General features: G+C 45.5%; 27 protein-coding genes. 10 read left to right on the top strand and 17 right to left on the bottom strand.

The features are described from left to right. The first annotated feature begins 137 nt into the window (after window positions 1–137). Window positions 138–1,346, top strand: coding sequence for a DesA family fatty acid desaturase (locus tag ACQY6I_RS22040; RefSeq protein ID WP_428243702.1), 1,209 nt, complete (start codon window positions 138–140; stop codon window positions 1,344–1,346). On the opposite strand, the gene ACQY6I_RS22035 is transcribed toward ACQY6I_RS22040, so the two are convergent. Both ACQY6I_RS22035 and ACQY6I_RS22030 read right to left on the bottom strand, forming a co-directional pair. After that, window positions 1,336–1,887, bottom strand: coding sequence for a sugar O-acetyltransferase (locus ACQY6I_RS22035; RefSeq protein WP_428243700.1), 552 nt, complete (start codon window positions 1,885–1,887; stop codon window positions 1,336–1,338). The two genes, ACQY6I_RS22040 and ACQY6I_RS22035, sit on opposite strands and share 11 nt — an antisense overlap. Then, window positions 1,877–2,995: a YihY/virulence factor BrkB family protein gene (locus tag ACQY6I_RS22030; protein WP_428243699.1), complete on the bottom strand. Its 1,119-nt coding sequence runs from the start codon at window positions 2,993–2,995 to the stop codon at window positions 1,877–1,879. The genes ACQY6I_RS22035 and ACQY6I_RS22030 overlap by 11 nt, the downstream gene beginning before the upstream one ends. Window positions 2,996–3,054: 59 nt before the next feature. On the opposite strand from ACQY6I_RS22030, the gene arsC reads away from it, so the two are divergent. The 3 genes from arsC to ACQY6I_RS22015 are packed head-to-tail and all read left to right on the top strand — an operon-like array spanning window position 3,055 to window position 4,399. Continuing rightward, entirely contained in the window at window positions 3,055–3,408 is a 354-nt protein-coding gene (gene arsC, locus ACQY6I_RS22025) for an arsenate reductase (glutaredoxin) (RefSeq protein WP_428243698.1), read from the top strand. Continuing rightward, window positions 3,405–4,010 carry an NAD(P)H:quinone oxidoreductase gene (gene wrbA / locus ACQY6I_RS22020; protein ID WP_428243697.1) on the top strand — a complete coding sequence of 202 codons (606 nt, stop codon included), beginning with the start codon at window positions 3,405–3,407 and terminating at the stop codon, window positions 4,008–4,010. The genes arsC and wrbA overlap by 4 nt, the downstream gene beginning before the upstream one ends. Then, window positions 4,007–4,399, top strand: coding sequence for a hypothetical protein (locus tag ACQY6I_RS22015; protein WP_428243695.1), 393 nt, complete (start codon window positions 4,007–4,009; stop codon window positions 4,397–4,399). Before wrbA ends, ACQY6I_RS22015 begins: the two co-directional genes overlap by 4 nt. Here ACQY6I_RS22015 and ACQY6I_RS22010 read toward each other — a convergent pair. Further along, on the bottom strand, window positions 4,386–5,369 hold the full coding sequence (locus ACQY6I_RS22010) for a GlxA family transcriptional regulator (RefSeq protein WP_428243694.1): 984 nt from the start codon (window positions 5,367–5,369) through the stop codon (window positions 4,386–4,388). The genes ACQY6I_RS22015 and ACQY6I_RS22010 overlap by 14 nt on opposite strands. Before the next feature lie 223 nt (window positions 5,370–5,592). On the opposite strand from ACQY6I_RS22010, the gene ACQY6I_RS22005 reads away from it, so the two are divergent. The 3 genes from ACQY6I_RS22005 to ACQY6I_RS21995 are packed head-to-tail and all read left to right on the top strand — an operon-like array spanning window position 5,593 to window position 9,309. After that, window positions 5,593–7,452 carry a beta-ketoacyl synthase gene (locus ACQY6I_RS22005; protein ID WP_428243693.1) on the top strand — a complete coding sequence of 620 codons (1,860 nt, stop codon included), beginning with the start codon at window positions 5,593–5,595 and terminating at the stop codon, window positions 7,450–7,452. A 17-nt stretch (window positions 7,453–7,469) separates the two neighbouring features. Further along, window positions 7,470–8,192, top strand: coding sequence for a tRNA (guanosine(18)-2'-O)-methyltransferase TrmH (trmH, locus tag ACQY6I_RS22000; protein WP_428243691.1), 723 nt, complete (start codon window positions 7,470–7,472; stop codon window positions 8,190–8,192). Continuing rightward, a complete protein-coding gene (locus ACQY6I_RS21995; protein WP_428243690.1) occupies window positions 8,164–9,309 on the top strand; it encodes a cation diffusion facilitator family transporter in 1,146 nt (381 codons plus the stop codon). Before trmH ends, ACQY6I_RS21995 begins: the two co-directional genes overlap by 29 nt. Here the strand turns inward: ACQY6I_RS21995 and ACQY6I_RS21990 are convergent. After that, a complete protein-coding gene (locus ACQY6I_RS21990; protein ID WP_428243689.1) occupies window positions 9,297–9,677 on the bottom strand; it encodes a DUF2914 domain-containing protein in 381 nt (126 codons plus the stop codon). The two genes, ACQY6I_RS21995 and ACQY6I_RS21990, sit on opposite strands and share 13 nt — an antisense overlap. Window positions 9,678–9,777: 100 nt before the next feature. On the opposite strand from ACQY6I_RS21990, the gene ACQY6I_RS21985 reads away from it, so the two are divergent. Together ACQY6I_RS21985 and ACQY6I_RS21980 are read left to right on the top strand one after the other, a co-directional pair. Further along, on the top strand, window positions 9,778–10,440 hold the full coding sequence (locus ACQY6I_RS21985; protein ID WP_428243688.1) for a MaoC family dehydratase: 663 nt from the start codon (window positions 9,778–9,780) through the stop codon (window positions 10,438–10,440). Continuing rightward, window positions 10,440–10,748 (top strand): MGMT family protein, encoded by a 309-nt coding sequence (locus ACQY6I_RS21980; protein ID WP_428243687.1) that lies wholly within the window; start codon window positions 10,440–10,442, stop codon window positions 10,746–10,748. The genes ACQY6I_RS21985 and ACQY6I_RS21980 overlap by 1 nt, the downstream gene beginning before the upstream one ends. A 22-nt stretch (window positions 10,749–10,770) precedes the next feature. Here the strand turns inward: ACQY6I_RS21980 and aroC are convergent, their stop codons facing one another. The 9 genes from aroC to ACQY6I_RS21935 form a co-directional block, all read right to left on the bottom strand. After that, a complete protein-coding gene (gene aroC / locus ACQY6I_RS21975) occupies window positions 10,771–11,859 on the bottom strand; it encodes a chorismate synthase (protein ID WP_428243686.1) in 1,089 nt (362 codons plus the stop codon). Window positions 11,860–11,922: 63 nt separating this feature from the next. Beyond that, entirely contained in the window at window positions 11,923–12,822 is a 900-nt protein-coding gene (gene prmB, locus ACQY6I_RS21970) for a 50S ribosomal protein L3 N(5)-glutamine methyltransferase (protein ID WP_428243685.1), read from the bottom strand. After that, window positions 12,822–13,697, bottom strand: coding sequence for a DUF4892 domain-containing protein (locus ACQY6I_RS21965; RefSeq protein WP_428243684.1), 876 nt, complete (start codon window positions 13,695–13,697; stop codon window positions 12,822–12,824). The genes prmB and ACQY6I_RS21965 overlap by 1 nt, the downstream gene beginning before the upstream one ends. 2 nt (window positions 13,698–13,699) lie before the next feature. After that, window positions 13,700–14,557 carry an alpha/beta fold hydrolase gene (locus ACQY6I_RS21960; protein WP_428243683.1) on the bottom strand — a complete coding sequence of 286 codons (858 nt, stop codon included), beginning with the start codon at window positions 14,555–14,557 and terminating at the stop codon, window positions 13,700–13,702. Between the two features lie 45 nt (window positions 14,558–14,602). Further along, entirely contained in the window at window positions 14,603–15,037 is a 435-nt protein-coding gene (sixA, locus tag ACQY6I_RS21955; protein ID WP_428243682.1) for a phosphohistidine phosphatase SixA, read from the bottom strand. Then, window positions 15,034–15,345 carry a DUF4389 domain-containing protein gene (locus ACQY6I_RS21950; RefSeq protein WP_428243733.1) on the bottom strand — a complete coding sequence of 104 codons (312 nt, stop codon included), beginning with the start codon at window positions 15,343–15,345 and terminating at the stop codon, window positions 15,034–15,036. The genes sixA and ACQY6I_RS21950 overlap by 4 nt, the downstream gene beginning before the upstream one ends. Window positions 15,346–15,386: 41 nt before the next feature. Beyond that, window positions 15,387–16,406 (bottom strand): NAD(P)H-dependent glycerol-3-phosphate dehydrogenase, encoded by a 1,020-nt coding sequence (locus ACQY6I_RS21945; protein WP_428243681.1) that lies wholly within the window; start codon window positions 16,404–16,406, stop codon window positions 15,387–15,389. Between the two features lie 33 nt (window positions 16,407–16,439). Next, the gene (locus ACQY6I_RS21940; RefSeq protein WP_428243680.1) at window positions 16,440–16,928 is read right to left on the bottom strand and encodes an STAS domain-containing protein; all 489 of its coding nucleotides are present in this window, start codon (window positions 16,926–16,928) and stop codon (window positions 16,440–16,442) included. Continuing rightward, window positions 16,928–18,088 (bottom strand): SpoIIE family protein phosphatase, encoded by a 1,161-nt coding sequence (locus ACQY6I_RS21935; RefSeq protein ID WP_428243679.1) that lies wholly within the window; start codon window positions 18,086–18,088, stop codon window positions 16,928–16,930. The genes ACQY6I_RS21940 and ACQY6I_RS21935 overlap by 1 nt, the downstream gene beginning before the upstream one ends. Window positions 18,089–18,354: 266 nt before the next feature. Between ACQY6I_RS21935 and ACQY6I_RS21930 the strand changes: the two genes are divergently transcribed. Then, window positions 18,355–18,660 carry a PilZ domain-containing protein gene (locus ACQY6I_RS21930; protein ID WP_428243678.1) on the top strand — a complete coding sequence of 102 codons (306 nt, stop codon included), beginning with the start codon at window positions 18,355–18,357 and terminating at the stop codon, window positions 18,658–18,660. Between the two features lie 69 nt (window positions 18,661–18,729). Here the strand turns inward: ACQY6I_RS21930 and ACQY6I_RS21925 are convergent, their stop codons facing one another. The 4 genes from ACQY6I_RS21925 to ACQY6I_RS21910 form a co-directional block, all read right to left on the bottom strand. After that, window positions 18,730–19,479, bottom strand: a complete 750-nt coding sequence (locus ACQY6I_RS21925; RefSeq protein WP_428243677.1) for an MlaA family lipoprotein — start codon at window positions 19,477–19,479, stop codon at window positions 18,730–18,732. Between the two features lie 180 nt (window positions 19,480–19,659). Next, a complete protein-coding gene (locus tag ACQY6I_RS21920; protein WP_428243675.1) occupies window positions 19,660–20,064 on the bottom strand; it encodes a hypothetical protein in 405 nt (134 codons plus the stop codon). Window positions 20,065–20,268: 204 nt separating this feature from the next. Then, on the bottom strand, window positions 20,269–20,760 hold the full coding sequence (locus tag ACQY6I_RS21915; protein ID WP_428243674.1) for a chemotaxis protein CheW: 492 nt from the start codon (window positions 20,758–20,760) through the stop codon (window positions 20,269–20,271). Between the two features lie 73 nt (window positions 20,761–20,833). After that, window positions 20,834–21,550: chemotaxis protein CheW (locus tag ACQY6I_RS21910; protein ID WP_428243673.1), on the bottom strand; the 717-nt coding region annotated here is incomplete at its 5' end.

The following is a 21,550-nucleotide window of genomic DNA, read 5'->3' as shown; positions in this document are numbered from 1 at the left end:
ATCAATAATTCCATAACGATTAAGAGAATACTCTGTCAGCAGATCTGCAGACGGAGCACCTCTATCCATATGGAACTATTTCCGTTTTTCAAAGGTTCCCGTTCCCCAAGATTTTCAGACAACCAAAAGAGTTTATTATGATTTATACCGGCCTCTTCGACTGGTCTCTGTCTCAGATTGTTTTATACGCGTTGGTTTTTACTCATATCACCATAGTCAGCGTTACTATTTATCTACATCGGCATTCTGCCCACAGGGCCCTGGACCTTCATCCTATCCTGGCCCACTTTTTCAGGTTCTGGCTATGGTTCACAACCAGCATGGTGACCAAAGAGTGGACGGCGATTCACCGCAAACATCATGCAAAATGTGAAACTGCAGAAGACCCACACAGCCCTCAGGTTTTGGGATTACAGAAGGTACTGAAAGAAGGTGCAGAACTGTATCAGTCCGCGGCTAACAACACTGAAATGCTGGAAAGATATGGCCGCGGTACGCCTGATGACTGGTTGGAGCGCAATCTTTATGGCAATAAGAAATGGGCAGCCAATATTTGGGGTGTCACACTGCTGGCGATTATCAATCTAATCCTCATGGGTCCCCTGGGAATTTCAGTCTGGGCTATCCAGATGATCTGGATTCCATTCTGGGCGGCAGGAGTGGTAAATGGTATTGGACATTTTGTCGGTTACCGAAACTTTGAATGCGCCGATGCCTCCAGAAACATTTCCCCAATCGGGCTCATCATTGGCGGCGAGGAATTGCACAACAATCATCATACCTACCCCAACTCCGCCAAACTTTCGTCAAAATGGTATGAATTCGATATAGGTTGGTTTTACATTCAGATCTTTGCCCGTCTTGGGTTGGTGACCAACATTCGTAGAGGGCCCATTGCCCATCAAATCAAGAACAAAACGCAGTTTGACCTGGATACTGCACTGGCACTGGCCAATGATCGTTTTCGCATCATGGCCTTGTTCAAAAAACAGGTGATCCATCCAATCATCCGCAGCGAATCGGCCAATAATACAGGTCTCAACAGAAAGTACTTCAAGCAAGCCAAGGTACTGCTGACAAGACACAATGCACTAATCCCTAGTCATCAGCAGGAACAGTTACGGCAACTGCTGCAAGACAGCTCTATGATGAAGACCATCTACCAACTGCACAACGAGTTGATTGATGCATGGGGCAAGCGATCTGCGAGCGCCGAAGAGTTACTGCATAGCCTGAAAAACTGGATAGAACAGGCCGAGTCATCCGGTATACAGGTCCTTGAAGAATTTGCCTTACAACTGCGCAGATACTCCACCAAGCCCCAACCAGTCCCGGTTACAATATAACGGTTTTCTTCATAACCGCAGGAACTCCAGCAACCAGAGTTCCTGCAGATACATCCTGGGTTACTACCGCCCCTGCTGCAACAACTGCATTATCCTCAATACATACTCCAGGAAGAATCACCGCATTTGCACCAATCCAAACGTTATTACCGATGTTGATAGGTAAAGAGCTCTGTTCGCCTGATAAACGGGATAATGGCTGCAAAGGATGAGAACTGGTGATGAGCTGCACACCTGGCCCCAACAACACGTCATTGCCAATATGTATGGGTGCCGAATCCAACAGAATACAATTAAAATTGGCATAGAAACGATCACCGATATGGATGTGGCATCCATAATCAAGCTGAATACCGGGCTCCAGGTAACATTGAGATCCAAAGGCCGCCATTAGTTGCAACACATGCTGCAAATGCCCCTGACTGTATTGTGATTGATAGCGACCACATACCTCACGTGCTTTTTTCCGCAACTTGATCAGCTCTCCATCCCGCGAATCATACGGCTGCCCGGATAGCATTTTTTCTCGCTCAGTTAACATCAAGAGACTCCAGTAACTGTTCAATGGAAGTCTGCGACAATGGGAGTAACACCCGGTATCCAGGATCGCTTTCCTGTAGATACCGATGACAAATCAGTGGCAAACAAATACTGAAGGGTTGCTGCAAACCATCTGCTCGCAACACCATATTCTGTTGCTCTGAATTCGTAGCAAGCCGGTTGGAAACCAGGAACTCGGAAATGGTTTCCCAGTTTTTCGGGTTGATATCCAGAGCGATAGCATCATTCAAAGACATCTCTCGATGACGACGAAGAAAGCACAACAAATCAATCAGTTGGTCAAAACTCAGTACATTTAACGGAGTTAACTGCCCTATCTGCCAATGCCTTAAAATCAAAGCTCCAAGCAACAAAAAAATGGCCAGCCAGTAAATCCACAACATAATCAATGGCAGTGTCGAGAGTATCCCTGTCATTAGCTCCAGATTGGGCATCAAACGAACAAGCTGCATTAGCGACTGACTTAGTAACGACATCGCCAACATCGTAATGACTGCGACAACAAGGGATTTACGATTGTCAACTTTAACCGCCGGAACACGGGAGTAAATCAACCACAACGACAATACTCCAATCAGCGGACCCGCCCAAAACTTCAGATTATGACTGACCTGAATCCCACCCAGCTGGTTTAACCATTGCACCGACTGACTGTACGTTTCCAAGAACACGATAACCGCCAGCCCCATAGGCACCATCAATAGTGACAACCATACCCGGAAAACCCTGACAGCGCTGAACGGAACCTCCCATATCTGATTAATCGCATTCACCAGACCACTCATAAAAAACAGCGTGGACGCTGCAAAGATACCGATACCCAGTACAGATACCTGGCGCAAACCTGAAAGCCATTCGACGATTTTGAATCTCCACGTCGCCAATCCTTCAGGTATAATGCGTTCAATAATCAGCGCCACCACTTGGTCGGTATATTGAGATAATACCGGCAACAGCAGCAACACCTGAAGAGACAATGCAAATAAAGGCACCAGGGCAAACAAGCTGGAAAAAGCCAGCTGCGCAGCTGTGCGCTGTAGCCCAAGACGATTAAAATCATTAAAAATATGTATGACAAACTTCAACATGCCGGATACAACACCATATCGGGTAGAACAGTAAACAATGCTAAGCTAATGGACGCACTATGACCAAGGCAATCATTTATCATAATCCACGCTGCTCAAAATCCAGAGAAACACTGAAGCTGCTTGAACAGCACAACATCAAACATGACATACATCTGTATCTCAACAATCCTCTAAACAAACAATCACTGAAACAGCTGCTGGCAGAGCTTAAGCTGCCGGTCAGGGATATTATCCGCTCCGGTGAAAATGAATATAAAGACCTGGGCTTGGATAGTGAAAACCTCACCGACGACCAATTGCTGGACGCAATCGTTGCCACGCCCAAACTGATGCAAAGACCTATTGTTTCATATCAGGGAAAAGCCCGTATCGGTCGCCCACCCGAACAGGTACTGGATCTGTTTAAATGAACAACATCCTGATTCTGTATTATTCCCGCAACGGTAGTACCGAACAAATGGCAAGGCAGATCGCCTTTGGTGTTGACAGTGTTGAGGGCTGTGAAGCCATGTTACGTACGGTCCCTTCCGTCACATCAGAAAATATCCATACCCCTAAAACCATCCCTGACCAGGGGGCGCCCTATTGCACCAAGCACGAGCTGAAAAGCTGCACGGGGTTAATCCTGGGCAGCCCAACCCGATTTGGCAACATGGCATCTGCCATGAAATATTTCTGGGACAACACCAGTGAAGAGTGGCTGAATGGAGAGCTGGCAGGTAAACCTGCCGCTTTTTTTACTGCGACATCCACACTGCACGGTGGGCAGGAAAGTACACTACTGAGCATGATGATTCCCCTGCTGCATCATGGCATGCTGATCAGCGGAATCCCATTTACTGAAGCAGCACTGCATGATGCTCAATCATCTGCCTCACCTTATGGTGCCAGCGGACATTTTCATCAAACGAAACACGAACTGTCAAAACAGGAAATCAGTCTGTGCCGGGCGCTTGGTAAACGAGTGGCTACCCTCAGTCTGGCATTGTTTCAATCATCAGGACCCGCATGAATACCCAACACGAATATCGTTTAATTCATATCGCCACTACCATCATTTTACTTTTGTATTGGACTCAACACTGGTGGGGTAAAACACTTCCAGAAAATGCCGACACAGCTCAATGGTTGATTGCCGGACTATTCATAATGATCGTTAAAACCGTTCCGTTATTGATTTTTGTGGTCTGGCTCTTTCGCCCTTCCATCAAAGCAATCAGTTATCTGGACTTCGCTTTAATTTTTTATTTTCTGGTATCACTGATGTCTCTACTCGGCACCCGGAGCCCATTTGCACTGGCGCAACTGGTATTGATCAGCTATGCACTATGGCATTGTGTCAAGGTTGGCAGAGTCGCCAAAAAGGCCTTTAAAGCAAAGCAAAAATCTACTCAGCCATAAATAATTTACTGCGTACGATCTTACGATATTCAGCTGGTGAAACACCGGATATTTTTTTAAACAACCGGGTAAAATATCCGGAATCACGGTAACCACTCAGCTCAGAAACCTCAGTCACATTCAAATTACTATCGCGTAGAATATCCATGGCCATGCGGATACGCATGGCCTGCAAATATTCAATAGGAGTCATCCCGGTTGCCTTTAGAAAGCGACGATTAAATGTTCTGACCGGCATATCAATTGCCTGAGCCCATTCACTTAATACGACCTCCTGATTCCAACGACTGTTAATCCAGTCCTGTGCCCGAATAATATCCTCATCATGATGTAGCTGCCCTTCTCCGGAAAAAAACTGGGCATCAAAGGTTCGGTTGATTTCATGGGAAAAGTGCTGCTCAACGATGCTGGAAACCTTGGTACCATAATGTTGCTTGATTAAAAAAATAACCAAATCAGTTAACGCGTTAATACTGCCGGCACAGTATATTCCCTCCTGATAGGTAATAAATTTATGAACGTTCAACTCTACCTCAGGATACAGTTTTCGAAATCGATCAAAGAAGAACCAATGAGTAGTGGCCGGCTTACCATTCAATAAACCGCATTCAGCCAGCAGGCAAACACCCGTTCCTGTAGCAATAACCGTAGCCCCTGCATGATGCATTTCTTTAATCCACTCTGCGAGTACTTGCTGGGTGCGAATAGTGGGCAATGGGTTGCCCCACAATGGCGGAATAAAAATAAAGTCCGGATGATTACACTGCTCCACGGTCAGATCAGCCATAACTTTGAGCCCACCCACTCCCTCCACCCATCCTGACTGCTGGGATACAGTTTGCACGATTGATGGAAGAACGGACGACCTTTGAACCCTTAAAAGCTGCTCAGCAGCTTGAAACATTTCCATAGGTCCACTGATTCCAGTGACCAAGGCTTTTGGATATAGCGCAAAAACAATTTTACTCATGGCGAGATTAGCAACCATATTGGCCAGATCACCACATGATATCGCCAATATGGTCAATTACACTAGTCTCATTCAATCATTTAAAGTTCGATGGATAACCATAATCTGTAAGGCTGTATAACGCAGACTTCAAAAACCGCCTCCCGTATGGCTTGGTTATCACCGGATTGGCACAGACAGGCATTCAACCTGTTTGTGGATAAAGCTACTGAGGAAACGAAAAATGGCAAAATTACCGGTAATTGTGTCTTTTGGTGGAATGAATGCGGCGGGCCGCAGCTCATCACATCACGCATATAAAAGAATGGTTCACGAGGCACTTGGTGAAACGGCCATGATCAATACCTGGACTGATCTCGCCAATCGCATGAACATCGACATCAGTCAGGGCCTTAATGTCGATACGATCGAAAAACTCAAACAGGGCACTCTCATCCGTCGCATTAACGAAGGCAGTCACTACAACCCTGACAAAGTTTTTTATCAGCGTCGGACGGCGCTGAAAAATGGCAACGGCTTTCAGTTCACGGCGAAGAAAAGTGAATTACCAGAGAACCCACCTGAAAACTGGAATATTAAGGACATCGACAACGGACAGGTGTCCGTAGAGGTCAGCAGCGATCTGGATATACTGGTACCAGGCAGCTATAAAAGCACAGTATCAAGCGCCGGACTGCTGCCCAGCGGTTTCAATCCTGGCAGCCTCTATCACTCAAAACACCACCCACGCGGTCTGCAAATGACTGTCTATGGGGCGTCTGACGCAGTAAACAGCCTGGGAATCAGTTGGGAGACCGCTCTTCAGCACGTTCGTCCTGACCAGATTTCAGTATATGCTGGTTCAGCTATTTCCCAAATGGACGACAGCGGGCTTGCCGGGCTGTATCAGAACCCGATGAAAGGTAATCGTATCAGTACCAAAATGATGGCGCTGACATTGCCGGAAATGCCAGCGGATTTCATCAACAGTTATATCATTAACAGCGTTGGTACCACCGGCAGTAATATAGGTGCCTGTGCCACATCCCTTTATAATCTGCGTCAGGGTATTAACGACATCCAATCAGGAAGATCCAGAATTGTGATCGTCGGGGCCTCAGAAGCTCCTATCGTGCCAGAAATTATTGAAGGCTTTGCAGTCATGGGAGCCCTGGCCAATGATGAGCAACTGCGCAAACTGGATAACGCGATGGTTGTGGACAACCGTCGTGCCTGCCGCCCCTTCTCAACCAATGCGGGATTCACTATGGCAGAATCCTGTCAGTTCATGATCCTAATGGACGATGAACTGGCTCTGGAACTTGGCGCTAATATCCATGGTGCAGTAGCTGACGTGTTTGTGAATGCTGACGCCAATAAAAAGTCCATTTCCGCTCCTGGTGTAGGAAACTACATCACTGTTGCCAAATCCGCCGCACTGGCCCGTCATTTACTGGGAGAACAAGGGGTACAACGATCTTTTGTTCAGGCGCATGGCACTGGTACACCCCAGAATCGGGTAACCGAAAGCCATATACTCAATGAGGTTGCTCAAGCATTTGGCATTACTAACTGGCCTGTTGCCGCAATTAAAAGCTATGTTGGTCACTCCCTGGGTCCTGCCGGCCTGGATCAGGTTGTAGCTTCATTAGGAGTCTGGAATGACGGTTACATCCCCGGCATTAAAACCATCGATCAAATTGCTGATGACGTTCATACCAGCCATCTGGACATAATGATGGAACACAAAGCAGTCGGCCTTAAAGGCGAAGACATGCTTGCCAGTATTATTAATTCCAAAGGTTTTGGTGGTAACAATGCGTCTGCATTGATTCTCTCCCCACAACAAACTCAAAACATGCTACAGGCCAAGCATGGTCACAAGAAAATGACCAACTACCATAAACTGAATGAGGCAGTTGTCGAAGCAGTGGCCGCTTATGATCAAGTTGCTATCAGTGGCAGTGAATCAGTGATTTATCAGTTTGGTCAGTCTGTTATGGATGACAAAGATGTCACCCTGTCAGACAAATCTGTACAATTAAGTCAGTTTAAAAACACCATCGAATTCGAGTTCGATAACGATTATTCAGAGTATTTGTAATTTAACAGCGCCTTAAGATGACTCTTAAGGCGCTCATTTCAGCTATGACACCAGCAAGATTCCATAAAATAAAGTCTGTTTTACAGCATCGACAAACCTCACTGACCATCGTCACTGACAGTGTACATAAAACCCAAAATCTATCTGCTTTACTACGCACAGCCGATGCAGTAGGGCTTGATACAGTCCATGTCGCACTTGCCGACAGAGATCAGTACCAGCTACATAGAAGAACATCCGGTGGAGCTGGTGAATGGGTGGACGTTGTCCTTCATGAACAAACAACACAAGCGATATCAACCCTAAAAAATTCAGGATTTACAATTTGTGCCGCTCACTTCTCAGACCAGGCAACAAATTACTATGAGTACGATTTCTGTCAGCCAACAGCTATTGTTCTTGGCGCAGAAAAGCCTGGCATCAGCACAGAGGTTGCACACCTCGCCGATCACCACCTGATCATTCCAATGTTTGGTATGGTTGAGTCATATAATGTTTCAGTGGCAGCCGCCATTATTCTGAGCGAGGCTATGCGCCAAAGAGTTGAGAATGAGTTTTACAATCAGAATCAAATGACACAGCCAGCGTTTGATCGGAAACTTTTCCGTTGGTGCTACCCAAAATTGGCAGACTTGTGTGATTCGAATAATATATCCTACCCTTCGCTGGACGAAAACGGCGGGATTATTTATTCGGAGCAATGGACACAAAATGTCAAAGCAATCAACCAACGAGAATGACTCTCACAATCGCCAGACAGTCATGCGGAACATTACCGCATATGGAATGATCATCAATATCGTTCTGGCGACGGGCAAACTCATTGTGGGGACAATCTATCATTCAAGTGGCTTGATTGCAGATGCATTGCATTCATTTAGTGACCTGATATCAGATGTTTTAATACTGACTATCAATAGATTCTCCCATAATGCCCCCGATGAAAACCACCCATACGGGCACGCCAGATTCGAAACGCTTGGCACAGTAATGCTTGGATCCATTTTACTGATAGTTGGCATTTCCATGGGATACGAATATGGTTCAGATCTGATTAACACCACCTCAGATGTACAGCCAAGCTGGTTTTCTCTCGCTGTCGTATTTATCTCCTTACTCTGCAAAGAATGGCAATATCGTTTTACCCTGGTCGCTGCAAAAAAAATACATTCTCCTTTATTGGAAGCAAATGCCTGGCACCATCGATCAGACGCATTTTCCTCGCTGGTTGTATTCATTGGTGTGCTATCAACTCTCGCGGGTTACCCAGTTATTGAAACTGTAGCAGCTCTGCTTGTAGCAGTTTTAATATCCAAAATGGGTTTCTCTTTAGCCTGGGATGCGATTCAGCAATTGGTGGACCATGGTATTTCAACTGAACTTAAAACCGAGATCTCCAAGACACTTTCATCAGTCCCGGGTGTGCGAAACACACATATGCTGAGAGGGCGCTTAATGAGTAATCATATTTTTATTGACGCCCATATACAGGTGGCATCAGACATCTCTGTTTCTGAAGGACACCAGATTGGAGACTGGGCTATGAAAAAGCTAAGAGCCAGCCAACAAGATGTTCAGGACATTACACTACACGTTGACTATGAAGCCGACAACGTATCTGAAAGCCCTACCCTTGCCCCGCTCAGGCCTGAGATAGAATCCACACTAAAAAACTACCCGGTGCTGGGTCACTATGACGACTTGATCATTCATTTTTATCAACAGAAAGTTTACACCGTGCTAATTTTTAACGAACTTGATGAGCGTATTTATGAAGAAGCTGAACGAGCCATTGATGAGATATCATGGCTCGAATCAATCAGAATATTAAAACAGATCAGAACCTACTGCCCGTAGCTGAACTGATAACTGCTGATCAGGTTGTCATTTTGATCCAGCACTTCGACAGACCAATTTCCAGTCCACTCAGGCAACATATTTTTGCTAGAATAAACCCGCCATCTTGGTCCTTTAACATCGAAGGTAACTGTTGCCATAACTTCGTCTTTATATTTCCATACATGACGAACCTGCTCTCCCTGAAACTGCATAAGTTCAGTAAAGAAATACAGCTTGTCAGTTTCCAATGGCACCACATTCAATTCATCAACCGGCTCGCGATCCACGATCCCTGAAGTCACTGAGGCACGACTAACAAAACCATTTTCTGCAAATGCGGTAAAACTAAGCATTACTAAACATATAGTAATTGCAAATCTCGACATTTTTTTCTCCTTGTATAGTGAAAATTCATCAGCTGTTGCATAAGATAGCGCAGCTTTATTATTGTAAACTATCGAGGCGGGAGCGACTAAGGACGTTAAGATGGATGTGATCGATTTTCTAAAAAAGAAAAAAGAAATTCTTGCTCAAAAGAGCTTTGATGTAGGCGACATAATCTCACCAACCATCAAGGATTACTGGGCAGAGATCAGCCAAACGATCAATGCTCACTGGCATCAGCTGCTTGGGCAGGTAAATGGAGAAGTATCTACAAATAAAGGATATATTCCCACTACCGCTCCATATCAACATATCCTTGATGATATTAATGCTCAGATCGGCCAGGAGTACTTTGTTGGTAAGTGGTATACCATTGAACAAGACCAAATTGACCAGTTTGCAGGTGTCACTAAAGACCAGCAATGGATACACACCGATCCCGAAAAAGCAAAACAAGAATCGCCTTTCAAACAGACGATTGCACATGGCTTCCTGACTCTGTCCATGATTCCGTACTTGACGGAAACAGTGAATGAAGACAAACCTCCGTTTCCCGATGCCAAAATGTGTGTCAATTATGGTTTGAATCAGGTTCGTTTTCATTTTCCGGTCAAACCCGGAAACCGCATTAGAGCTCGCTCCCGCTATATTGGCGTTTCTGAAATTCGTAAAGGGCTGGAAGTGGTGATGGAACACACGATTGACATTGAAAACTGTCGCAGACCTGCTTGTATTGCTCAAACCGTCATGCGTTTATATTTTTAATGGCAGAGATATCTGACGAACGATATCTGGCAATTTACTCCATTATCGGCAGTATTCCCAAAGGTCAGGTTATCAGTTATGGCGCCATTGCCAAAATGGTTCCTAACTGCTCTGCCCGTATGGTTGCAAGAGCCTTGCGAATAACCCCTGAAGGGTCAAAGTTGCCCTGGTACCGCGTGATCAATTCGCAAATGAAAGTTTCCGACCATCCTGGTGCACCAAGACAACGTCAATTACTGGAACAAGAGGGAGTAACTTTCAACTCAAACGGGAAAATAGCCAGAGAACATCACTGGCTACAGACATAAAGACGATAACACTTAAAAAAACTTAACCCTTCAACACCGGTGTATCCACCTGAACATCTGCATTCTGTCCACGATGGCGAAGAAAATGGTCCATCAATACGATTGCCATCATGGCCTCGGCAATCGGAGTAGCCCGAATTCCCACACATGGATCATGACGACCGGTGGTCACGACTTCAATAGGATTACCATTTTTATCGATACTACGGCCCGGCAGTCGCAAACTGCTGGTTGGCTTCAAAGCGATACGCGCAACAATATCTTGCCCAGTAGAAATCCCCCCCAAAATCCCTCCAGCGTGATTACTCAGAAAACCTTCCGGGGTCATTTCATCCCGATGCTCTGTTCCCTTCTGACCAACCACGGAGAATCCATCACCAATTTCAATACCTTTCACCGCATTGATACTCATTAACGCGTGGGCCAACTCCGCATCTAAACGATCAAACACAGGCTCTCCCAAACCGGGAATAAGCCCTGTCGCCACAACAGTTATTTCTGCACCAACAGAATTACCTTCTTTACTTAAAGCCTGCATGTAGGCTTCCATTTCAGGCACCTTTGCAGCATCTGGACAGAAAAAAGGGTTATTGTTGATCTCTGCCAAATCCACCGTGTCTATTTTGATTGTGCCCAACTGGGACAAATAACCCTGAATCAAAATACCTTTTGTGGCCAGGTACTTTCTCGCAATCGATCCAGCGGCTACTCTCATCGCAGTTTCACGAGCAGATGATCGCCCACCTCCCCGATAATCACGAACACCATACTTGTGAGTATAAGTATAGTCAGCATGACTGGGACGAAAAGTATCCTTGATATTGGAGTAGTCTTTCGAACGCTGATCGGTATTTTCAATCAACAAACCAATGGATGTACCAGTCGTCACACCCTCAAAGACTCCAGAGAGAATCTTCACCTGATCGGCTTCCCTACGCTGAGTTGTATAGCGCGACTGTCCAGGTTTGCGGCGATCAAGATCACCCTGCAAATCTTCTTCGGTCAACGGTAAGCCAGAAGGACAACCATCTACGATTGCACCAAGGGCCGGACCGTGACTCTCACCGAATGTGGTGACCGTAAATAATTTTCCGAAAGTGTTTCCTGACATGTAATTTCTTAAAACGGATAAGTAAAAAGTAACAAAATCATAACATGGATCATTAAACTTCGGTTAATTCTCAAACCAATGTCGATGCTCCAATAACTCTGCCTTGGTCAACAGGAACACACCAAAACCGCCATTATGGAACTCAATCCAGGTGAATGGAATGTCCGGATATTGATCTTGCAAAGCACCCGCACTGTTACCAACCTCGCAAATCAATACGCCATGCTCTGTGAGATGATCGGCACTGCACCGTAGAATCTCTTTACAAGCATCCAGGCCATCATGCCCAGACACCAACGCCAGACTGGGTTCATTTCTGTATTCCTCTGGCATATCGGCAAAATCCTCGGCATCAACATAGGGAGGATTTGTAACAATCAAATCAAATTGATGCACCTCGGTTAACGCTGCATACAAGTCCGAATGCAATACAGAAACCCGATCTTCAAAACCGTAATCGGTGATATTCTGCTTTGCGATTACTAGCGCTTCTGAACTGATGTCGGTTAACAACACCCGAGCCTGATCAAATTCATGCGCACAAGCAATACCAATACATCCGCTTCCAGTACATAAATCAAGAATTGATTCAGGCTCCTGACTTAACCAGGGAGCGAAACGATGTTGAATTAATTCCGCAATTGGAGACCTGGGAATCAGCGTGTGCTCGTTGATCTTAAAGCGCAAGTCACAGAACCACGCCTCACCAAGTAAATAAGGCACAGGCACATGGTCTTCAATTCGACGATGCAGTAATGTCTGAACACACTGTTTTTCCTCTTCGGTGAGGCGTGCATCAAGGATATTGGAACCACAATCCCATGGTAGATGAATAGCACCTAAAACCAGAAATGTGGCCTCATCCCAATATGAGTCAGAACCATGACCAAGGAATAACTGACGACGATCAAACTCGGATGCCGCCCAACGAACATAGTCGCGAATAGTCAATAAATTATGCATTACCTGAACCATAACTCCACAAGAGAGTTTATTGTTAACAACGAACCATTGGCATCACTGTCATAATCTCCAATACCAAGAGTATCTATACGCGACTCCTCCACTCCAGCGGTCACCAGCTCTGTTTTTTCCTGCCCTGCCAGCTTGCGACTATCTTCGAGGTTTTGAGAGAACGATCCACCTGTACTGCGCCCTACGATAAGGAGGCGTAACTCCGGGTGCTCAGCCAAACGAACCACAGCTAACTCGACGGCCTTACGACGATCCTGCAAGTCTTCGGGATTAAATGCCAGATGTCCGTGTTCGATATTTCCCACCACTTCCGATACCGGCACAACATCTCCCTTTAATGCAAGCATATCAACCAATTGATATACCCTGCGATTACCACGTTGCACCGTGTAAACTGACAGGATGTAAGGTTGCTTGTCCAACACAAAAGATACGGTGGTGTAATCCTGCTCAGTATCACGACCATAGAGCTGCGAAACACCAAATAATTGATTAGCCCACACATTGGAAACACCGCAGTCCAACCCTCGACAATCAAATATTACATCTGCGTTATACGGTAAGACCTGACTAAAGATAAACTGATGAGCTTCATTAAGATCAACATCCGCCCCTATTTCCCAGACCTGCCGATGCAACATACCATTCACCCGCTCTTCCTTATCCGCGAAATATCTACCTGACACCTTTTTAGCCGCTCCCTGAAACCAGCGGTAACCATTCATTTCCTGCTGGCGATCAATCACCATGTGATCGGATTGCAGGGGCTTTATCTCTAGCGCATAACCATACCCGCAGTAACCGGTCATAATAATAGGTATTAACACCCACCGGGAAAGGTATCTGTTCAACCAGGGAAACATAGTCAAACCTCTGAAAGAAACTGATTAATGAGTTCGGGCAACCCCACCGTAATTGGGTTCATATGAAAATGATGGCCACCTGGTAACCATGAGACTTGCGCGTGGGGCACGCACTTCAAACGCTGCTCAAGTTCATCCCGATTTAATACAGGCCATCCTTGCTCTGCGAGCACTATCAATAATGGCTGATGAATAGCGCTTAGACAAACCCGAACATCTTCTTCAGTCATTCTGATGGGAGTTGGAAGTTTCAAACACGGGTCATAGCGCCAATAATACTCAGTTCCATTCATGACCATATTTCGCTGTACCAACGCGTAAGCAGCTTCGTATGACAATAACTCGTCAACACCGGCACGAACTTTCGCTGCAACTTCCAGAGACTCATAACCGGATCGTCTGGGGTTATCAAAAAAACGATGTACTGCCGTTCGAATGCTTTCCGGGCGATGAGCAGAAGGTGAGCTAAGACTCCCTGCGGCATCCAGCCAGACCAACCTGTCGATCCTCTGGTCGCTCAAAGCCCATAAAGATGCAACTACAGCCCCCAGGGAATGACCCAATAAATGAAAACGGTCGAGCTTCAACATATCAACTGCAGCATGGCAAAACAGTACGTGATCCATTATGGAATAAAAGCCAGGATCGCGCCGATGGGCACTGCCTCCATGACCATAATGGTCCAATACATAGACCTTCGAACAGTTCAGCCTGGGAATGATATGATCAAAGCTCGCTGCATTATCAAGCCAGCCATGCAAAAAAACACAAGGGGTTTTTATTTCGGCAGATGGACAAGTCCATTCCAGCCCAGCCACCTTCCCAAAAGGCGTTTCCAGAATCAGTTCAGTTTTATTCAATACCGCAGCCTATAGAGTTCAAAAGATAAGTCATCATCATTCACCCTAACGGATCCAATGCAGTGTCATGCAATCGGGTGCCACGATATCCCCTTCCAAACATGCAAGCCCACCGGTATCAAGATTGATAAACTGCTCCTTATCAGATAACCAGTTAACCAATCGACTCAGCAACGGATTGTGACCAACCAGCAAAACAACATCAGCATCACAACCTTCCAGCCAGGAAAGCACATCACTGGGGTTATAATCTGGAATCAGCGTATCACTATTGATTCTGGAACAGGGTTGAAATGCATCTGCCACAATGGCCGCGCTTTGCTGTGCTCTGACCAGAGGACTGACCACTATTAGCTCAGGTTGCTGAATATGCGCAATCACTGAAGCAATCTGTTGACGGCCTTTTTCTGTTAACTGACGGGAAAAGTCATCATTTTGATAGGGCTCAGCCTGACCATGACGCAGCAGAAATAACTTCATTCAGTCTCCTCTTCCGATTTTTCGGATGTAGTTTGATCAGAAGAAACAGTTTCTTCCATTTCTTTGCGCACAGGCCAATCTTTAAAAGGAAAAGGCTTGCTGTCCGTCTCAAATGTCAGGAACTGGCCTGCCTGCAATATGTATTGATTTAACGACCAACCAAAATCAACCAGCGTCTTGTTTTTTTCCTTGCTGAACAAAACAACCAGAAACTGAATGGCCACCACAAAATACAATAACCACGCTGCCAACCTGTGAACCAGAAAGTAAAGAACCATATATAAACAGCGGATCCAAATGTTTTCCATCCGCTCTCTTTGTCCAGGTTCCGGAACAATTGTACTCATCACTAACCTCCCAACTGGAATTTCACATCTTCGGCCGGCTCACCGACCATAAGTAAAGTTCCGATATCAGCAGCATCTCGCCCGTCATAGAGCACTTCATACAACCCAGATACGATAGGCATCGTAATTCCGAGTTCATCCGCTTTCTCCTTTACCATTCGAAGAGTATTTACCCCCTCTGCCGTCTCTCCAGTCATTTTTATGGCCTGTTTCAGATTGTGACCCAGCCCAATCTCATAACCTACCCTGAAGTTACGGCTCAATGGTGAAGTACAAGTGACGATGAGATCTCCTACTCCGGCCAGACCAATAAAAGTCATCGGATTTGCTCCCATATGCTGACCAAACTGACTCATTTCAGCAAGGCTACGGGTAACAATCATTGCCCGGGAGTTCTCTCCCATCCCCAATGCAGCAGCCATCCCACTTGCAATGGCATATATGTTTTTCAGTGCTCCTGCCAGCTCAACACCAAACGTATCGGGATTGCCATACACCCTGAATTTGGGTGTACTCAACAGCTTTTGGACGGTTTTACGTATAGTAGGGTTGTAAGTTGCAACAACGGTCGCGGTTAACTGCCCTTCTGCAATTTCTTTGGCCAGATTAGGACCACTCAGCACCGCGATCTCGTTTTTAGGGGCAATCTCCTTGAGCACCTGACTCATTAATTTAAAACTGCCATGCTCTATACCCTTGGTCAAAGATATTAAGGGAGCCTTCTGGGGAATAAAACGAATCGCCGTTTCCATGACGACTCTGAAAGCCTTGGAGGGTACGGCAACGAACACGATCTCTGCATCCTGACAGGCATACTCAAGATCATCGGTGGGAATCAGGTTTGGGAGCAACTCATAGCGAGGCAGGTAGCGAGAGTTTATACGGGTCTCGAGAATTTCCGACACCTGCTTCTCACTACGCATCCAAAGCTTCACTTCCCGATCATGTTGAGCAGCAATATTCGCCACGGCAGTGCCAAAACTACCACCGCCCATTACACATATTTTTTTGATTGTCGACACAGAGAGTCCCGTTTAACTTTTCTTTAACTAAGGTTAGTGATGACTGTGTTCCAGCGCATAAACCAGATCTTTAAACTGACTGCGATTGTGATCATTGAGGTCCATAAGAATTTTGTGCGCTTCGATGACTCTTTGCTCAGCCGACTTTTCTGTACATTCGACCGGGGAGACTTCTGCCATATGATAATCTTCTTGTTGATAACTGGCAGCGATGACAAAAACCTGGTCTTTAAAGCCCATGGACAGGAGGATGCGGGTTACATCATCATTAGTGGAAATCAGGGTGGGAATATGGCCAATACGTTGTTTGGTCTTGATAGATATTTTGGCAAGAAGTCCAAGAGAAGTACTGTCGATACATTCTGTTTCCGTCAGGTCAACTACTACTGACCTGAATGAGGCATCGGTATACATACGCGAGAGGCAGTCCTCAATCGTATTACATAAGGTCATCCTGACATCACCGACCAACTTCAATACCCAGGTGCCACGATGCTCGGCAACCAAAATTCTACCTACCATCAGATCAGCTCGATGTTGTTAACAGATAAAAGTGTAATATCATCAGGAATATCTTCAACATTCCCCATACCAAAATGCGCACATATTTCACTCAGTGAATTGTTACTCTCTGTAATTATTTCAAGCAGACGGGTTTCTTTTTGTACAAGAGACGCCTCATCCATAATTTCCAGCAATCCATCCGAACACAAAAACATGCCAGACACATCTGCCAAACTCTTTTCCCGATTTCGATAAACAGCTTCAGACAACAACCCTACCGGTAAACCGTCTGTTGGTAGTGCCTCAGCATCGTTCGCCCGTTTCAAAATGGGTGTCGGGAAATGCGCGGCGCAGGAGTAAATCAGCTTTGCCTTAGCGCTGTCAATAACTCCAACAAACATTGTTGCGTGTCGATCCAACCCCATTTCAATGAGATACTGGTTCAACCCCGCAAGAATGCGGCTGGGATCACTTAATTGATCATGAACATCGGTATCCCAGCTTCCTCTAAGACTTTGTAAATAATTCTTAATCAACACTGTAATAATGGCAGACGAGACACCGTGACCGGAAACATCGGCAATAAAGAATAAAAACTGATGATCATTCAGCTCAAAGTAGTCTACAAAATCACCACTCAAATAGTGGGATGGAAAGATCTGATGCTCAAGTCGGTAATTGTGGATTACTGCTCTATTATCTGGCAGCATCCTTTGCTGGATCTTGCGACCCGCTTTTAAATCAGCCTCCAGTTGCTGATTAGTTTGCTCGAGGCGAATACGATAGCTTTCGTTTTGCTTCATTAAGTTGGCGGCACTGAGGTTTTTCTCAATAGAATGTTCTAACACAGCCAAATCAGATAGGGGCTTAACGAGATAATCACTGGCGCCCAGTCTCAATGCCTCGACAACATCGCTCATTACTCCGGCACCAGAGACAACAATAAACGGAGTGTTTGGACTTTCTTCTAAAACCGTTTTTAGCACGACCAGCCCATCGATTTTTGGCATTTTCAGATCACATAACACCAAGTCTGGCTTAGCTGACCTGAACAATTGCAAACCATCTTCCCCATTACTGGCTTCTATTACTTCATACTGACTGTCTTCCAGGTAACCAACCACAGTGTCACGCACAGGTGACTCATCATCAATTATGAGTAGTTTTCCTTTTCTCATGCAAAATTAACCCATATTCGTCAGCATTTTAATGGCACCGGTTATTCACTCGGATGTAAAATATGCGGTGATAAAGCTACTCGCTTCATAAGTGGCAGGCAACTGTTAAATGTGGCTTTTGGGAACGGCATAAAAAGTGCCAAGCTGAAGGAGGTCGACTATATTTAAGAGATACCAGAGAATCCGCTGTCTCTCTGCGAACTATAATGACAATAATAACACCAGATGAGGCACCCATGTCCGCCTGGTAAGAACCGGAGACTCATATGACCAATCAAGCTTTTGATTATGTTGAAAAACGTGACTACATCCGCATGCCCATCAACGCGACAGCTAAAGTTCATCGCCGAAACATTCCTGATGTTGTTTGTCTATGCAGAAACTTGTCCGCCGCTGGCATGCTGTTAGAGATAGATCGCGAGCTCCCTATTCATTCCAGACTTACAGTAACACTCCCCTCCCAAACAGAAGGTTTCAGCTCTCTGGTTGCCAGCGTTATTGTAACTCGGTGCGTAGATTATCATGGTGACCGCTATTTGATCGGTGCCAGAATTGACGAAATCATGAATTGATCTTCTATTTTTTTCGGCCCTGGTGGTTTTTGCCTCCAGGGCTTTTAACGATTTTCTGTATCACCCCAACTAAAAAGACTCATCCAGAAACTCTTCTTCGCTTTCATCAGAGTCATCATTGATAAAATCATCCTCTACAACTCCATCCTGGACGTTATATTCTCTGATCTGCAGGTAAAAGTCCCGAATGGCTGAATACTTGTCCCCCGTCAACATAGACTCGGAGTCTAACAAAGCAGCTCTTTTGTCAACTCCCTGCACAACCATCAACGACACCTTGGCATTGGCATCATCAGGTATCCAGGTAGTCGGTTTGGTTAAGGTGTCAACGACCAGCCCTCCGGCATCTCTGACCGTTGAAGGACCCAATATCGGCAGCACCAGATAAGGCCCACTCGGTATGTTCCACTTGCCCAAAGTCTGGCCAAAGTCTTCCTTGGTTTTCTCTAACCCCATCGGGCTTGCTACATCCCAAAGACCTGCTACCCCGATAGTACTGTTGATCAAAAACCTTCCGGTACTTTTAAAGCCCTGACCAAACTTGCCCTGCAATAAATGGTTCGGAACGGTTGTTACTTCACCCAGATTGGCAAAAAAATTGGAAACCCCCCTTTCAACAAACTTGGGAGCAACCCAACGATAGGTTTTGGCAACAGGCTTAACAACAAAATAGTCCACGGTATCGTTAAATTTAAAGATAACCCGGTTAAATCCTTCATATGGATCGGCGGGATTACGATTCTGGCTGGCAAAACCGGCCATGCTACACATAAAAGTCACTACTAATAACAGTGACGAGGCATAGTAATTCTTGTTCATTGGTCAATCCGATTGGTAAACAGCGTCATCCTCTACGGCTTCAGCAACAGATACATACAAGTAATGCTGGCAACAAATCAATTGTCGATTCATTGACAGTGAATGCTACTCAAGCACTCAGTCAGGAGCAATCATCTACCAAAAAATTGACACAATAAAGACTTTAATTTCAGCAATGACTTATATAGCCCTTGCCTTCTGACCAGACTGGATTCTCGACAGCAACTGCGCCTCAGCCCGACCGAGCCCTGTTTTCTTCATAATACTAACAACGACATTTTCATCGTCTAGTGGCTTGGGTGAGGGAGGGGTGGCCTTAACATTGTTGGTATATGCTGAAATACGTGTGCTCTGCTGAGTTAGTTGCTTTTCAACTCTAATCAGCCGTTTCCCCATACCGATCGCCCCCTGATTTACAGCATTGACGTAGCTTTGTAGATCTTCAATCTGCGTCTGGTAGTTTTTTTTAAGCTTTCTAAAGCTCACCCAAAATGTCCCCAGTAGTAGAAGCTGCAAAATTACAGCCACTGCAACCAACCATTGGGAAGTTGTAAGAGAGAAAAACACTAAGGAGAAGTCAGCCATAGGATCTACCAGTCGGATTATTGTCACTTAAAGGACCCGTAGCAGTATATGTACCAACTTGATGATGATAACAGCAGTAAAACATAAAGCGACGTTCCAAACCGACCGCCCCTTCTTCCCCTGTTCAATTTTCTTCAGATATAAAAAACGCTTCTTACGAAGCGTTCTTACTCAACTCAGCCTGTATCAGTAAACACAAAGAACTTACAACTCCGCAATTTCCTGCCATTCTTCTTCAGACATCATTTTTTCAAGCTCAACCAGAATAAGTAGTTCATCATTCTTATGACATACTCCCTGGATAAACTTCGCACTTTCTTCATTACCAACATTCGGCGCAGTTTCAATTTCGGATTGACGCAAATAAACCACCTCTGCAACTGCATCCACCAAAATCCCCACAACCTGTTCATCCGCCTCAATGATAACAATACGAGTATTATCAGTTACTTCTGTTGAGGACAAACCAAAACGCTCGCGGGTATCGATCACTGTCACTACATTGCCGCGAAGATTGATAATACCCAACACATAACTCGGGGCTCCCGGAACCGGTGCAATCTCGGTATAGCGCAAAACCTCCTGAACCTGCATGACATTAATGCCATAAGTTTCATTGTCCAACCGAAAGGTCACCCATTGCAAGATGGGATCCTCAGCACCTTTGGTGCCTTTAGTCGTTGTCTGTATAGTCATTTTTCTCCCGACTCCTACAACGGGTCATAAACATAATTTAAGCATAGATCGCATTATTCAGGTTGCCAGTAAATTAACCGGCTTTTTCCAATAATCCATTGATAAATGCATCTGGATCAATCAATGCGCACATGTGTTTTTTAATTGTTCCAGCCAACCAGGCACGGGAAGTTCGGTTACTTCGCCAGTTTACCGTTGAGGGATCAATCATTTCGCTACCAACCACCTCGTGAACCCCCATTGCCCAATCGGAGCCATAGAAGCTTATCGCATATCTTAGATTCTCTTTACTCTCATGACGATATCTTTCCGGCATCACCAGCAACGCCGTATCGGTAATTCTAATATTACGCTGGTCATGACTACGCATTAAGCCAAGCAACCAATCAGGTCCTTCAAATAAAGAAGTCACCGTTTCATTCAGAGGATAAATCGTTCCCAGCATCACCATAGGGACCGCCAAAGACAAACCATCCACCCGAAAAATCAAACAGTCAAACCGCTCCTCAGCCCATGCTGGCCGGCCATTACTTTGCCATTGCAGAGCAGCCTTCAGCGTCTCATCACCAATGGCGTGAGCCTCAGGGTCTGGCTCACCACCCTCTTCTATCGGATCCATATCAGCAGGCTGGGCCTGCCGATAAGTTAATTCTGGTTCTGGTTCTGGTTCTGGTTCTGGTTCTGGTTCTGGTTCTGGTTCTGGTTCTGGTTCTGGTTCTGGTTCTGGTTCTGGTTCTGGTTCTGGTTCTGGTTCTGGTTCTGGTTCTGGTTCTGGTTCTGGTTCTGGTTC

It is taken from the genome of Gynuella sp. (assembly GCF_050297175.1).
Lineage (GTDB): Bacteria > Pseudomonadota > Gammaproteobacteria > Pseudomonadales > Natronospirillaceae > Gynuella.
Note: the sequence above shows the minus strand (reverse complement) of the source record. Positions and strands in the feature narration are given on the sequence as shown.